Origin of the sequence: Reyranella aquatilis (assembly GCF_020880995.1) — a bacterium.
Classification (GTDB): Bacteria; Pseudomonadota; Alphaproteobacteria; order Reyranellales; family Reyranellaceae; genus Reyranella; species Reyranella aquatilis.
The window spans coordinates 62,213-76,604 of record NZ_JAJISD010000015.1; the positions used below are offsets into that span (position 1 = coordinate 62,213).

General features: G+C 68.5%; 13 protein-coding genes. 5 read left to right on the forward strand and 8 right to left on the reverse strand.

Going from position 1 to position 14,392, the window contains the following annotated elements:
- The first annotated feature begins 30 nt into the window (after nucleotides 1-30).
- Genes LJ725_RS26375 through LJ725_RS26385 form a run of 3 tightly spaced genes read left to right on the forward strand, consistent with a single transcriptional unit; the run spans nucleotide 31 to nucleotide 4,295 of the window.
- Complete coding sequence (locus LJ725_RS26375) at nucleotides 31-2,232, forward strand: TonB-dependent receptor (protein ID WP_230553939.1); 2,202 nt, start codon at nucleotides 31-33, stop codon at nucleotides 2,230-2,232.
- Between the two features lie 49 nt (nucleotides 2,233-2,281).
- On the forward strand, nucleotides 2,282-3,037 hold the full coding sequence (locus tag LJ725_RS26380; protein ID WP_230553940.1) for a tyrosine-protein phosphatase: 756 nt from the start codon (nucleotides 2,282-2,284) through the stop codon (nucleotides 3,035-3,037).
- Nucleotides 3,038-3,059: 22 nt separating this feature from the next.
- Nucleotides 3,060-4,295: an epoxide hydrolase family protein gene (locus tag LJ725_RS26385; RefSeq protein WP_230553941.1), complete on the forward strand. Its 1,236-nt coding sequence runs from the start codon at nucleotides 3,060-3,062 to the stop codon at nucleotides 4,293-4,295.
- Here LJ725_RS26385 and LJ725_RS26390 read toward each other — a convergent pair.
- From LJ725_RS26390 to LJ725_RS26400, 3 genes are all read right to left on the reverse strand, one after another.
- Complete coding sequence (locus LJ725_RS26390) at nucleotides 4,292-5,545, reverse strand: MFS transporter (protein WP_230553942.1); 1,254 nt, start codon at nucleotides 5,543-5,545, stop codon at nucleotides 4,292-4,294. The genes LJ725_RS26385 and LJ725_RS26390 overlap by 4 nt on opposite strands.
- Before the next feature lie 13 nt (nucleotides 5,546-5,558).
- Nucleotides 5,559-6,419: an FAS1-like dehydratase domain-containing protein gene (locus LJ725_RS26395; protein WP_230553943.1), complete on the reverse strand. Its 861-nt coding sequence runs from the start codon at nucleotides 6,417-6,419 to the stop codon at nucleotides 5,559-5,561.
- A 161-nt stretch (nucleotides 6,420-6,580) separates the two neighbouring features.
- The gene (locus LJ725_RS26400) at nucleotides 6,581-7,477 is read right to left on the reverse strand and encodes a TauD/TfdA dioxygenase family protein (RefSeq protein ID WP_230553944.1); all 897 of its coding nucleotides are present in this window, start codon (nucleotides 7,475-7,477) and stop codon (nucleotides 6,581-6,583) included.
- Between the two features lie 85 nt (nucleotides 7,478-7,562).
- Here LJ725_RS26400 and LJ725_RS26405 point away from each other — a divergent pair, with 85 nt between their 5' ends.
- Nucleotides 7,563-8,210: a TIGR02466 family protein gene (locus tag LJ725_RS26405; RefSeq protein ID WP_230553945.1), complete on the forward strand. Its 648-nt coding sequence runs from the start codon at nucleotides 7,563-7,565 to the stop codon at nucleotides 8,208-8,210.
- A complete protein-coding gene (locus LJ725_RS26410; protein WP_230553946.1) occupies nucleotides 8,210-9,493 on the forward strand; it encodes a tetratricopeptide repeat protein in 1,284 nt (427 codons plus the stop codon). The genes LJ725_RS26405 and LJ725_RS26410 overlap by 1 nt, the downstream gene beginning before the upstream one ends.
- A gap of 156 nt (nucleotides 9,494-9,649) precedes the next feature.
- Here the strand turns inward: LJ725_RS26410 and LJ725_RS26415 are convergent, their stop codons facing one another.
- Genes LJ725_RS26415 through LJ725_RS26435 form a run of 5 tightly spaced genes read right to left on the reverse strand, consistent with a single transcriptional unit; the run spans nucleotide 9,650 to nucleotide 14,380 of the window.
- Nucleotides 9,650-10,663, reverse strand: coding sequence for an LLM class flavin-dependent oxidoreductase (locus LJ725_RS26415; RefSeq protein WP_230553947.1), 1,014 nt, complete (start codon nucleotides 10,661-10,663; stop codon nucleotides 9,650-9,652).
- Nucleotides 10,664-10,668: 5 nt separating this feature from the next.
- Entirely contained in the window at nucleotides 10,669-11,622 is a 954-nt protein-coding gene (locus LJ725_RS26420) for an acetyl-CoA carboxylase carboxyltransferase subunit alpha (protein WP_230553948.1), read from the reverse strand.
- Between the two features lie 34 nt (nucleotides 11,623-11,656).
- Entirely contained in the window at nucleotides 11,657-12,598 is a 942-nt protein-coding gene (locus LJ725_RS26425; protein ID WP_230553949.1) for a site-specific tyrosine recombinase XerD, read from the reverse strand.
- Nucleotides 12,595-14,190 (reverse strand): hypothetical protein, encoded by a 1,596-nt coding sequence (locus LJ725_RS26430; protein WP_230553950.1) that lies wholly within the window; start codon nucleotides 14,188-14,190, stop codon nucleotides 12,595-12,597. Before LJ725_RS26430 ends, LJ725_RS26425 begins: the two co-directional genes overlap by 4 nt.
- 10 nt (nucleotides 14,191-14,200) lie before the next feature.
- Nucleotides 14,201-14,380, reverse strand: coding sequence for a hypothetical protein (locus tag LJ725_RS26435; protein ID WP_230553951.1), 180 nt, complete (start codon nucleotides 14,378-14,380; stop codon nucleotides 14,201-14,203).
- Nucleotides 14,381-14,392: the final 12 nt, after the last annotated feature.

The following is a 14,392-nucleotide window of genomic DNA, read 5'->3' on the forward strand; positions in this document are numbered from 1 at the left end:
GTTGGTGGCGTTGGTGTGGGGAGACTTCGGATGAAGCGGATCGGCGTATCGGCACTGGCTCTGGCCGCAGGTCTCTCCGCGGCCCATCCGGCTTCGGCGCAAACCTCACAGCCGTCCGCTCCCGCGGCCCAGCCTCCCGTCGAAGCGCAGCCCGGGTCCCCGGCGCCGGCCGCGCCGGATCCATCGGGCTCCCTCGCCATCGAGGTGGTCGGCCAGCGCCTCGACCGCGAGCGCGCCGAGATCCAGCCCAGCCTCGGCGCCACGCGCTACGACTTCAGCAAGACGGCGATCAGCAACACACCACTGGGCGAGAATGCGACGCTGAACCAGGTGCTGCTGCGCGCCCCGGGCGTGGTGCAGGACGGTTTCGGCCAGATCCATGTTCGCGGCGACCACGGCAGCCTGCAGTACCGGCTCGACGGCGTGCAGCTGCCGGAGGGCCTGGCGCTGTTCAGCAGCATTCTCTCGCCGCGCTTCGCCGACCAGCTGTCGCTGATCACCGGCGCGCTGCCCGCCCAGTACGGCCTGCGCACCGCGGGCGTGGTCGACATCACGGTGAAATCCGGCACGACCAATCCCGGGGGCGAAGCCTCGATGATGACGGGCTCCTACAACTGGCTGCAGCCCGCGCTGCAGTACGGCGGCCGCTCCGACAAGTTCGACTATTTCGCCGTCGGCCAGTATGTCAGCAACAGCATCGGCATCGAGAACCCGACTTCGTCGACGGCGCCGCTGCACGACGACACCGCGCAATGGTATGCGCTGGCAAAGCTCACAGCCCTTGTGGACGAGAACACGCGCCTCAGCTTCATCGGCGGCGGCGCCAGCGCGCGCTACCAGATCCCGAACGTGCCGGGACAGGTCCCGGCCTTCACCGTCAACGGCATCTCCGACTGGAACAGCGCGATTCTCGATCAGCGCCAGTGGGAAGACACTTATTTCGGCATCGCCTCGCTGCAGAAGAGCTACCAGGACTTCAACCTTCAGCTCTCCGGCTTTGCACGCTACTCCAAGCTCTCCTACCAGCCGGATGCGCTGGGCGACCTGCTCTACAACGGGCTCGCCCCCTGGTCGCAACGGTCGAGCTTCGCGGTGGGCGCTCAAGGCGATGCGAGTTGGAAGATCGCCCCCAGCCACACGCTGCGCGGCGGCTTCCTCGTGCAGCGCGAACGGGTCACGAGCTACAGCCAGAACAATGCGCTGCCCCTCGTCCCCGATCCCAACGATCCGACGGCGCTGATCCCCGGTACCGATCCCGTGGGCTTCACCGACGGGTCGGAAATCGTCGGCTGGACCTACAGCGTCTATCTACAGGACGAATGGAAGGTGACGCCGACCGTCACGGTGAACTTCGGCGCGCGCTTCGACGCGATCTCCGGCCAGACCTCGGAGAACCAGGTCAGCCCCCGCATCAACGTCGTCTGGGAGCCGACGCCTCAGATCAGCATGCGTGCCGGGTACTCGCGCTACTTCGTGCCCGCGCCGCTCAACCAGGTCGGCTTCGGCTCGCTCGCCGTCCGTACCGGCACCACCGCCGAGCCGGAGAACTTCCAGAACGATCCGGTGAAGGCGGAGCGGTCCGACTATTTCGACGTCGGCCTGACGGTGAAGCCGCTCGACGGCCTGACCGTCGGCTTTGCCGGCTACTACAAGTTCGCGGAAAACTATCTCGACAAAGGCCAGTTCGGGGCGCCCATCCAGCTCGCCTCCTTCAACTACGCGAACGCCCAGGTGAAGGGCTTCGAACTCTACGCCAACTACGACAAGGGCCCGTGGTCGCTCTACGGCAACCTCGCCTGGTCCAAGGTCAGCGCCACCAACATCACCTCGGCGCAGTACAATTTCTCGCCGGGCGATCTCTCCTATATCGGCAACTACTGGATCGCCGCCGACCACGACCAGGGCTGGACCGGATCCGCCGGCGCCGCCTACATCTTCAATTCCGGCAGCGAATGGGCCACGCGCGTCTCGGCCGACATGCTGTTCGGCAGCGGCCTGCGCACCAGCATCGTGACGCCCAACGACACGTCCCTGCCGGCCTATGCCACGCTGAACCTGTCGGTGACGCAGAAGGTGCCGATCAGCGGCAGCAAGGGCACGCAGATCCGCCTCGATGCGATCAACGTGACCGACGGCATCTATCAGTTGCGCACCGGCGAGGGCGTCGGCGTGGGCGCACCGCAGTACGGAATGCGTCGCGCCTTCTTCGTGACGCTGGCGCAAAAATTCTGACCCGCAATCGACATGATCGGCGGCGGCAGGGCGTGCTAGAACCACACCCATGCCCGACACTGTTCTCCCCTACGTCCTTCACCTCAAGGGCGGCTCCAACTTCCGCGACCTCGGCGGCTACAAGACTGCCGACGGCCGCACCGTCCGCCGCAACGCGGTGTTCCGTTCCGCCCATCTCGGCGGCCTGACCGACGAGGACCGCAGCGCGCTGGGCAAGCTTGGCGTGCGCACCATCGTCGACCTGCGGGGCGTCAACGAAGCCGCTGAGACTCCGCATCTGATCGACGGCCTGGCCTGTCGCATCGTCGGCGCCCACATCGAGCCCGGCGTCGGCGACAAGATCCGCGGCGCGGTGGCCGACGGGTCGGCCAATCCGCACATCATGATGCAGTTCCTCACGGACCATTATCGCGACTATCCGCGCCGCTGCGCGCCGGGCTTCCGCACCCTGTTCGCGACCCTGAGCGACGGTGAGCACCGGCCGCTGGTGTTCCACTGCACCGCCGGCAAGGACCGCACCGGCTTCGCCTCGGCCCTCCTCCTCACCTTGCTGGGCGTTCCCTGGGAGACAGTGATGGAGGACTACCTTCGCACCAACGACCTGTGGACCGGCCATATCGGCCGCTACCCCGAACTCGACATCGACACCCGCGCCGCCATCATCGAGGCGCGCACCCCCTACCTCGAGGCCGCCTTCGACGTGGTGCGCGACGACTTCGGCACACCGGAGGACTTCGCCGAGAAGGCCCTGGGCCTGGACGCCGCGGCGCGCGAACGGCTGAAGCGCGATTTGCTGGAAGGGTGAGTTCCGCGCTACGCCTGCGGGCATGGCCGACACGCGCTACGACACTCCCGAGCCCTTCAAGGTCGACATTCCCGAGCGGGCGCTGATCGATCTCGACGAACGCCTGCGCCGCTGGCGCCCGCCCACCGTCCTCGAAGACGGCGGCAGCTGGGCCGCCGGCACCGATCCCGCCTTCCTCGCCGACCTGGTCGACTACTGGCGCCACGGCTACGACTGGCAGCGCTGCCAGGAGACGATCAATCAGTGGCCCAACTACCTGGTCGACATCGGGCCGCAGCGGATCCATTTCATCCGCGAACCCGGCACCGAGGTCGAGGATGCGCCGCGCCCGCTGCCGCTGGTCGTGACGCACGGCTGGCCGGGATCGATCGTCGAGTTCCTGCACCTGATCGACGTGCTCGCCCATCCCGAGGAGCATGGCGGCGACCCGCTCGACGCCTTCGACGTCATCGTGCCCTCGCTGCCGGGCTACGGCTTCTCCGGCCCGCCGATCCGCGCCGACGGCACTGTGGGCCCAATCGGCCCGCGCGCCATCGCCGGCCTGTGGCATCGGCTCGTCACGGAGAAGCTGAACTACGGCCGGCCCTATGGCGTGCAGGGCGGCGACTGGGGTGCGGTCGTGTCCTCCTGGCTGGCCTTCGATCACCCCTTGAAGGACGAGGCCGGCGTGCTCGGCGTCCATCTCAACATGATGGGATTGCGGCCCGGCATCGATCTCAAGACCGCGACGCTCAGCGCCGACGAGCAGGCCTGGCTGGCGAAGATGGGCTCCGCGCTCGACGACAAGACTGCCTACCAGCGCATCCACGCCACACGGCCGCAGACTCTGGGCGTCGCGCTCACCGATTCACCGGTTGGCCTCGCGTCGTGGATCGTCGAGAAGTTCCAGGCGTGGAGCGACTGCGGCGGCGATCCGCTGAAGCGTTTCTCGATGGACACGCTGCTCGACAACATCATGGTCTACTGGCTGACTGGCACCGCCGGCACCTCGACCTGGCTCTATCGCGGCGTCACCGAGCAGAAGCCGCGCGCCCTGCCGGAAGGCGCGAAGGTCGAGACGCCGACCGGCTTCGCCGCCTTCCCCGCCGACATCGCGCCGGCACCGCCGAGAGAATGGATCGAGCGCGCCTTCAACCTGCGCCGTCACACGATCATGCCGAGCGGCGGCCACTTCGCCGCGCTCGAGGAACCGGACATGCTGGTCGAGGACATCAGAGCCTTCTTCCGCCCCCTGCGCTACGGCGCGGCGAACGACTAGAAAGCGAGCGAACGCGGCTTGCGGGTCGCCAGCGCCGCCATCACCGCGAGCGACGCCAGCGTGCCGAACAGAAGCAGCGAATCGGTGTAGGTGCCGCTCCAGTCGCGCAGCAGGCCCGACGCCAGCGGTCCGGCGGCCTGCGCCGTCACCTGCAGCGACAGCGCCACGCCGCGGATCGCGCCGTAGCTCTCGCGCCCGAAATAGTCCGCCCAGGCGACCGGCAGCAGCAGCATGACGCCGCCCATGCCGATGCCGAACAGACCCGCGGCCGCCATCGCGGTTTCGACGCTTGAGACGAAGATCAGCCCGAAGGCGCCGAGAGCCATGAACGTGGCACAGGCGGCCATCAGGAAGCGCACCGGCCAGCCGCGCGGCAGGAAGCCGATGCCGAAGCTCGACGCACCCGAGAGCATGGCCACGAAGGCGATCACCGAGGCCGCCGCCACCGGCGTGAGGCCGCGCTCGATCAGGTGCGGCGCATTGTGCAGACTGACGCCGGCCTGCACGGGGAAGATGAAGACTGTGTAGAGCGAGAGCAGCCAGAAGGCCGGCGTGCGCATCGCCTGAGCCCGGCTCCAGCGCGGCTCGACCGGCGGTGGCGTCTTGCCGTCGGCCAGTCGATCGGGCTGCAGGCCGACATCCTCGGGCTTTCGGACCAGCAGGAGCCAGCACGGCACGAAGCCGACCAGCAGCACCGTGGCGCCGACCGCGATCCAGCCCGCACGCCAGTCGGCGCCACTTATGGCGAACTGTGCAATCAGCGGCAGCCCGACCAGTCCCGACATCTGCGCGAGCGTGGCGAACGACGCCGCGATGCCTCGCCGCGTCACGAACCAGTTGTTGAGCGCGCTGTAGAGGCCGAGGTCGAACGGTCCGGCCCAGATCATGCGGGCGAAGCAGAACAGCAGATAGAAAAGCAGCAGCGACTGAACGAGCGACAGCGCCATGCAGGCGATGCCGGTGCCGGCGACCGCGAGGCAGAGCACGAGGCGCGCACCACGGCGGTCGACGAACGGGCCGATGACCGGCGAGATGATGGCGGCCAGCACGCCGCCCAGCGAGACCGCGCCCGACATCTCCGTGCGCGACCAGCCGAACGCGTCGGTCATCGGCACCACGAAGATCGACAGCACCGCCACCGCCGGCCCCTGCCGCGCGAAGCCCGCGAGGCAGATGCAGCCCAGCACCACCCAACCATAGAAGAACGGCAGCCGCGGGATCAGGAACCGCGGCAGGGGCGGTGCTTGCATGCCCTCTTCTGGTCTAGGCGAAGGTCGCCGTGGCCTGCGCCGCGATCGTGCCCGCAGGGGTCACCGTCCAGAGTTCCGCCCCCTTGCCGTCGGCCGTCGGCCGGCCGATCGCGTCGAACGGCGCGGTGTCGAACAGCGGTGCGCGCGCACGAATGGCGAAGGTCTTGATCGGCCGCCCCGGATTGTGGTCGCGCAGCAGGTCGAACAGGCACTGCTGGGCGAAAGGCCCGTGCACCACCAGGCCGGGATAGCCCTCGGTCTCGATGCAGTAGGTGCGGTCGTAGTGGATGCGGTGCGGGTTGAAGGTGATGGCGGAGTAGCGGAAGAGCATCACCGGGTCGGCCTTGATGGTGCGCCGCCACGGCACATCGGTCGGTGCGGCCTCGCGCACCGGCACACCGCTCTTCTCACCCGCTTTCACCTCCTCGCGGAACACCGTGTTCGCCACCTCGGTCACGGCGAGTCCGCGCGGGGTGTAGATGCGGCGGGTCTGGCTGGTGACGATCAGGCTGCCGGTGCCGCCGCCTCTGAGCTGGACGTCGGAGAACTCCGTCTCGCGGCGGAGCTTGTCGCCGACACGGATGTCGCCGTCGAACGTGAAGGTCGAGCCGGCATACATGCGGCGCGGCAACGGGATCTTCGGCAGCACGCCACCCTCGGTCGGCAGCCCGTCCTCGGCCAGCACGTTGCGGCGCGCATACGAATGCAGGAAGCAGAGATGCCAGCCCGGCGCGATCGCCTCGCCGTCCGCCGGCACCTTGTCGTCGCGGTCGAAGGTCGCGATCATCGCCTTGAGTGGCGCCTGCGTGACGACGTCCTCGTCCTCGATCTTGCGGCCAAGTTCCTTCTTGAGCGGTTCGATGTCGATGGTCATGGAAGCTTCCTTTGGGCTCTGCGATCAGCCTGGCCGATCTTTCCGATGGGAGTGCGCTGCCTCCTCACCCAACCTCTACCCCTAGCGGGGGAGAGGAGTTTGAGTTTCATGTTCCTCTCCCTCGCTAGGGGGAGAGGTCAGGTGAGGGGATGACGCACGAATCACTCCGCGGCGACGGCCAGGCCCATCTGCTCGCATGTCGGGGCGATGTCGGAGACCGTCGCGCGGCGCATGTCGCGCTTGTAGCGCTGGTCGTCGAACTCCATGCCGCGATGCATGGTGCAGCGGTTGTCCCACATCACCAGGTCCTTCACGCGCCAGCGATGGGCGTGCACGAACTGGCGCTGCGTCGCGTGTGCGGTCAGTTCGTCGAGAAGCTGGCGGGCCTCCTCGTCGGCCATGCCACGGATCGAGCCGGCATGGCTGGCGATGTAGAGGCTCATGCGGCCCGAGTCCTGCAGCCGGCGCACCAGCACCTGCGGCACGGGTGCAAAGGCCTCGCGTTCGCCTTCATCGAAGTCCTTGAAGCCGAGCTTGCCGCGCGAAGTCATGATCGAATGCTCGGCGACCAGCCCTTCGAGGCGCCGCTTGGTGGCATCGGGAAGCGCATCGTAGGCGGCGCGCATGTCGGCGAACTCGGTGTGTCCGCCGATCGGCGGGATCGAGCGCGCATGCAGCATCGAGCAGTAGGCCGGCAGGCGCTTGAACGATGAATCCGTGTGCCACAGCCGGTTGCCGAGATTGTAGAGGCGCTGGCGGTTGTTGGTTTCGAGGATGCGGTTCTCGGCGTCGAGATTGCCGACATCGGCCAGGTTCTTGTGCAGACGCAGATTGTGGCCCTTGCGCGCCATGAACACCGTGGTCTCGAGTGGTCCGAAGCTGCGCGCGAAGTCGAGCTGGCCGTCGTCGTCGAATTCCTGGTCGGGAAAGACCAGGACCGCATACTTGGTGAAAGCCTCGCGGATCGCGGCGAGATCCTCGGGCGAGACCTGGTTCAGGGCGACGTCCCCGACTTCGGCCACGAAGTCGGGCGTCACGGCATGGATCGACAGGGTCATCGGCTGTTTTCTCCCAAGCCCTTGTTATGCGGCGGATTGGACCACCGAACGGACAATCGGGCAATCGCGCGATATATTGGCTGCCATGATCGAGAAGCAGGAAGTGCAGGAGATCTTCCCGACCCCCTTGTGGATCGTGGATCTCCAGCCGGCCGCCGCGGCCACCCTCAATGCGAAACTGAAGGCCGAGATCGAGCGGCTGATCTCGCCCCGCCCCAAGGTTCCCGCCGGCAGCAACTGGCAGACGCCGCAGGACCTGCACACGCGGCCGGCCTTCGCGGAGTTCGCGAAACTGGTCGAGACGGCGGGACGCGGCGTCGCCCGCTTCCTGCAGGTCGATCAGTATCCGATGGCGATCACCGGCTGCTGGGCGAACGTCAATCCGCCCGGCGCCTACCATCCGATGCACCATCATCCGAACAACTATCTGAGCGGCGTATACTACGTCTCGATCCCCGCGGGCGGCTCGCAGATCCTGTTCCAGGATCCGCGCGGCCAGGCCTCGATGATCATGCCCAAGCCGCGCCAGTACACCCGCCTCACCGCCAACGGCGCCAATGCGCCCAGCAAGGAGGGCCGCATGGTGATCTTTCCCTCGTGGCTCAAGCACACGGTGCCGGCCAATGACGGGCAGAGCGAGCGCATCAGCATCTCGTTCAACCTGATGTTCAAGAATTTCAGCGAAACCATGGCCTCGCCAATGTGGGATCCCACGGCGGGCAAGGAGAAGTGATGGCTCTGCAGGATCGCTACGGCAACGAACTCGGCACGCAGTCGGCCGCGGCGCGCGACGCCTACCTCGCCGGCGTCGAGAGCCTGATGGCGGCGACGCCCGGCATGGACACGGCCTTCCAGAAGTCCGTCGAAGCCGACGAGAACTTCGCCCTCGGACACATCTCGCTCGCCCGCGCCAAGCAGCTGCTGGGCCGCGGACACGAGGCCAAGGCGCCGCTCGCGCGCGCGAAGGAACTGGCCGCCGGCGCCAGCCCGCGCGAGCAGAGCCAGATCGCGATCTTCGAGAAGATCCTGACCGGCCAGGGCGCTGCGGCGCTCGACGCGATCCGCGAGCACATGAAGGAATGGCCGCGCGACGCCATGGCGCTCGCGCCGGCGACCAGCGTGTTCGGCCTGATCGGCTTTTCCGGCAAGACGGGGCGCGAGGTCGACCAGCTCGCCCTGCTCGAACCCTTCGAGAAGCACTACGGCGACGACTGGTGGTACCGCACGCAGCTGGCCTTCGCACAGATCGAGCTGCAGAAGCTCGACGAAGGCCGGCGCAACATCGATGCCGCGCTGGAGGCTTTCCCCAGGAGCGCGCACGCCGCGCATATCCGCGGCCATCTCTTCTACGAACTGGGCGAGCGCGAGGCCGGCCTCGCCTTTCTGACGGAGTGGATGAAGGACTATTCGCGGGACGGGCTGATGCACGTCCACAACAACTGGCACCTGGCGCTGTGGTCGATGGAGACCGGCCGCAGGGAAGAGGCCTGGCGTATCTACGACGAGGCGCTGAGCCCGGCCGTCGCCTGGGGGCCGCAGGTCAACGTCGCGACCGATTGCGTCGCCTTCCTCGCTCGCGCCGAGATGGCGGGCGAGCCGCGCCAGGCCGCCCGCTGGCGCGAGATCGCGGACTACAACACCAAATGGTTCGGCCGCCCGGGCCTCGGCTTCGTCGACATGCACACGGTGCTTGCCTATGCGATGGCGGGCGACGGCGCGGCGCTGGCAAAATTCATCGAGGCCCCGAAGGGCGCTACGGCCGACATGCTGCAACCGATGGCGCGCGGCTTCGAGGCCTATGCGCAGGGCGACTGGACGCGCGCGATCGCCGAGATCGAGCCGCTGCTCGCCACCCACGAGCGGCTGGGCGGCAGCCGCGCCCAACGCGACCTGCTGGAATACGTCGTGACCTCGGCGATGGTGAAAGCCGGCCGCGCGAGCGAGGCCCGCGCGATGATCGAGAAGCGCCGGCCGCAGAACGGCAGGGGCAAGGGCTTCCCTCTGGCGGGGCTTTAAGGAAAAGACCCAGCGCGCCCACCCAAAAGCCTCATGCTGAGGAGGCTGCACAGCAGCCGTCTCGAAGCATGGGCACGCGCACCCCGCTCGTTGCCCATCCTTCGAGACACGGCCTGCGGCCGCTCCTCTGGATGAGGTAGTGCGGGTTGCGCCCTCTCAGCTCAACCCGAACTCTTCCGCCAGCAACTCATACGACCGCTTCCGCTTCTCGAAGTCGTAGCAGATCGTCACCGCCATGATCTCGTCGACCTCGTAGGCGGCGGCGTGGCGTTCGAGACCGGCACGGACCGTCTTGGGCGAGCCGACCACCGAGCGGCGGCGAAGCGCCGGCAGCCAGCGCTCGGCGCCGGGCTGCTTTGCGGCTTCCAGCGCTTCCTCGACCGGCGGCACCGGCCCGGGATTGCCGAGCGTGCGCAGGCGCATCGCCCAGACCTCGCGGCTGCGCGACAGAATGTCGGCTTCCTCATCGGTCTCCGCGCAGAGCACCGAGATCGCCATCAGCGGCATCGGCTTTGCGTGCAGCGACGAGGGCTTGAAGTGGGCGCGATAGGCGCGCGTGACGCCGTCGCCGCCGTCGGGATTGATGAAGTGCGCAAAGCAGAAAGGCAGTCCGAAATGCGCCGCGAGCGCTGCACTGTCGTCGCTCGATCCCAGCAGCCACACGTCGGGCGCCGTCTCGCCGCTCGGCTGGGCCACGATGCCGGTGCCCTCGTGGTTGAGCGGCAGTGCGTCATGCAGCCAGGCCACCAGATCGCGCACCTGGTAGGGATACTTGTCGGCATTGCTCCAGTTGGGCTTGCCGTCGGCCAGGATGCGCATCGTCTGCTGGTCGCTGCCGGGCGCGCGGCCGATGCCGACATCGATGCGGCCGGGGAACAGCGTCTCGAGCATGCGGAAATTCTCCGCCACCTTGAAGGCGCTGTAGTGCGGCAGCATCACGCCGCCCGAGCCGATCCGCATGCGTTCGGTCAGGCCAGCGACGCGCGTGATCAGCACCTCGGGCGTGGAGCCGGCGAGCGCCTCGCTGCTGTGATGCTCGGCCAGCCAGTAGCGCGTGTAGCCCAGCCGGTCGCAGAGCTGCGCCAGTTCCAGCGTGTCGCGCACGGCTTCGGCCGGCGTGCCGCCCTTGCGGATCGGCGACTGGTCGAGAACGCTGAGGCGGAGCGGCAAGGCCGTCAGAGGCCCTTCTTGCCCATCGCCAGGAACTTGTCCTGGCGCCGCTGGCGCAGCGTGTCGCCGTCGAGCTTCGCGAGCTCGGCGATGGCTTCGCCGACCACACGACCCACGACGTCGATCGTTTCGTCGGGTGCGCGATGGGCGCCGCCCATCGGCTCGGGGATCACCTCGTCGATCACGTCGAGCTTCTTCAGGTCGGCGGCGGTCACCTTCATCGCCTCGGCGGCGTCCTGCGCATTGGCGTTGTTGCGCCACAGGATCGAGGCGCAGCCTTCCGGCGTGATCACCGAATAGACCGAGTTCTCCAGCATGTAGACGCGGTCCGACGAGGCGATGGCGAGTGCGCCGCCCGAGCCGCCCTCGCCGATCACGACGCTGACCAACGGCACGCCCAAGCCCAGGCAGGTCTCGATCGAGCTGGCGATGGCTTCCGCCTGGCCGCGCGCCTCGGCCTCGATGCCGGGATAGGCGCCCGGCGTGTCGACGAGCGTGAGCACCGGCAGCTTGAACCGGTCGGCCAGCCGCATCAGGCGCTGCGCCTTGCGATAGCCCTCGGGCCTCGCCATGCCGAAATTGTGCTTGATGCGCGATTCGGTGTCGTCGCCCTTCTGCTGGCCCAGCACCACGATGCTGCGCCCCTGCAGGCGGCCCATGCCGCCCACGATGGCGGCGTCCTCGCCGAACGCGCGGTCGCCGGCCAGCGGCGTGTAGTCGGTGATCAGCCGGTCGATATAGGCCTGCGCGTGCGGCCGCTCGGCATGGCGCGCCACCTGGACGCGCTGCCACGGCGTGAGCTTGGCGTAGGTCGCGCGGATCTGCTTATGCGCCTTGTCCTGCAGGCGCATGACTTCCTCGGCGATGTCCACGTCGCCGGAATTGGGCAGATGACGGAGCTCGGCGATCTTGCCTTCCAGCTCCGCGATCGGCTTCTCGAAGTCGAGGTAAGTCGTCATTGAAGGTCAGGTGTCGCCCGCTCGCCGAATCCTGTCAACCGGCCGGCCGCCGCTTTCGCCGGGCCAGCGGATGGTGCTCCTGAACCAACGATCTCAGCTTCTCGTCGAGCACATGCGTGTAGATCTGGGTAGTGGCGATATCTGCATGCCCCAGCATCAATTGCACCGAGCGCAGATCGGCGCCGCCGGCCAGCAGGTGGCTGGCGAAGGCATGGCGCAGCACATGCGGCGACACGCGCGCGGGATCGATCCCGGCCCCCAGCGCCGCCTCCTTGAGGAGCTGCGCGAACCGCTGGCGCGTGAGGTGGCCGGTGCGGCCGCGTGAGGGAAACAGGAAGCGCGAGGTCTCGCCCTCGGCCAGCTGGCCGCGCCGCATGTGCAGCCAGGCCACGATCGCGAGGCGCGCCGGGTCCGACAGCGGCACCAGCCGCTCCTTGTCGCCCTTGCCGCGCACCAGCAGCATCGACGGATCGCGTTCGACGGCGGACAATGGAAGGCTGACCAGCTCCGACACCCGCAGGCCGGCGGCGTAGAGGATTTCGAGCAGGGTCGCCATGCGTCCGCCATCGACCGCGTCCCGGGCACGCGCTGCATCGATCAGGCGGTCGACCTCCTCGCGCGACAACACCTTGGGCAGCGGCCGACCCAGCCGCGGCGAATCGAGCGTGCTCGCCGGATCGTCCTCGCGCAGCCGCTCGGCCAGCAGGAAGCGGAAGAACTGGCGCATCACCGAGAGCCGGCGCGCCACCGTGCGCGGCGTCATGCCGACATAGTCGAGCGACTTCAGGTAGGCGCGCAGTGCCGTCGCATCGGCCGTCAGCGGGCCCTGCTTGCGACGCGTCAGGAACGCCTGGAGGTCGGCCAGGTCGGCCCCATAGGCGAGCAGCGTGTTCTTCGAGGCGCCGCGTTCGGCCTGCAGCATCTCGAGGAAGGCCAGCACCTCGCGCGCATGGCCGAAGGCGGGCTTGCGCTTCACAGCCCGTGGGCGATCGCGATCTCCACCGCGAACAGCCTCCCCGTATGGTCCTCGCCGACCTGCCGCAGCGCCCGCACGATCGCGCCGGCCGCTGCGGGATGCAGCTCGATGAGTGGCGTCTCGCCGATCGCGATGGACGACAGCAACGCGGCCTCGGCGCGCCGCTTCCCGGTCCCGGCCGCCTGCAGGGCCTGCATCGTCGCCGCCGGCGGCGAGACCAGCCGCGCATTGCCAGGCGTCTCCGGCAGCGTCGTCGACTTGGCGGGAATGTCGAAGCCGATGGCGCGGAACAGTTCGAGCAGCAGGTAGCCACGCACCTGCGCCTGGGCGGGGTTCTCCCGGGCGATCAGCTCGTACCAGCGATTGATATCCTCCGGCGGCAGCCGCTTGGCGTCATCGACGCCCGCAATGGCCATCAGCGGCAGCAATCGTTCCAGAGAGCCCATCGCCCGCGCATCGTTGAAGGCGGCGGAGAGCGCGAGGCGGGTCCAGGCCCGCGTCTGCTGGCGATCGCCCAGCAGCAGCAGGCCGCGCATGACCTCCTGCGCCACGCCGGCATACTCGGGTTTGGGCGCAACGTTCATCAGCGCCCCCGCACTGGCGCGCGCGATCGTGGGAAAGAGCGGGCCGCCGCGCTCCTCGCCATAGACGGTGGCAATCGCGCTGATCAGCTGCTGTGCGTTCCGGGCGCCGCGCGCCGCCGCGACGAGCCGAGCCCGGCGGGTCATCGGTGCCGGCAGGACGACCTTGTCGCGCACCGCGTCGAGATAGAGGTCTCCCAGCTTCGAGGCCTCGACGATGGCCAGAGCCTCGCCACGCTCGGCGATCTCGAGCCGCGTCGGCACCGGCAGCGTGCGGTGCGCGACCAGCGAGCGCATCAGCGGCGGCTGTGTGGTCCGCAGGGTCGCGGCCGAAGGCTGGACGAAGGCGAGGTCGAGCATGACCATCGCCGGCCCGTCGATCTGGCCCGGCGGCGGCGCTGTGGGCGACAGGCCCTCGGCGGCGATCTCGACAAGCTTGTAGAAGGCCGGATCGCCGCTCTTCAGCGGCAGGGCGGCCGACAGCGCGCCGGCATTGTCGCCGGCCACCAGCTTGCAAACGGTGTCGGCACGGCGCGCGAACGGCTCGGACAGCCGGGCGGTGCGGACGATCTGGCAGGCCGAGGCCTTCTCGCCGGCCATCATCAGGGCGTTGACGGTCGTCGCCGCGAGCGCGGGATCGGCATAGGCGCCGACGCTGCGCACCATCTCGTTCAGGTTCTCGGCTTCGCCCATGGCCGCCAGCCGGTCGACCTTGCGGGCGAACAGGCCGGGCGGCGGGCTGCCGTCCGGTGACGGCGCATTCAGCTGGCTCACCAGCACCTTGAACTGCAGGTCACGCAGCGCCCGGCTGCGCGGGGCCGCCGGCAGGGCGGAGACGAGCCGCTTGGCCGTGGCCAGCGTGGTGCCGTTCCAGGCATCGGCCGGCATGCCGCCGGTGGTGGGGGTGAGGAAGCCACTGGGGCCCCTGTCGAAGTCCGGGACCTGCGCCCGCGCCGGCGGGGACCATGAAACGGGGAGGAGGAACGTCGCGGCGGCAAGTACCGCGGCCAAGAAGCCGCAGCTACCGCGCAAGACGTTCATTCGGAACCGGGACTTCGAAGCGCTTGAGCGGCGGGCGCGGCTCCACCACTGCGAGCGCCACCAGCCCGGCGACCAGCAGCGTCGCCACGGCCACGGCGATGATGGGCCCGATGCGAAGGTTGGGCACGTTGAATCGGTTTCTGGAGCGGAACAGGGGCACGACCCGGGCAAC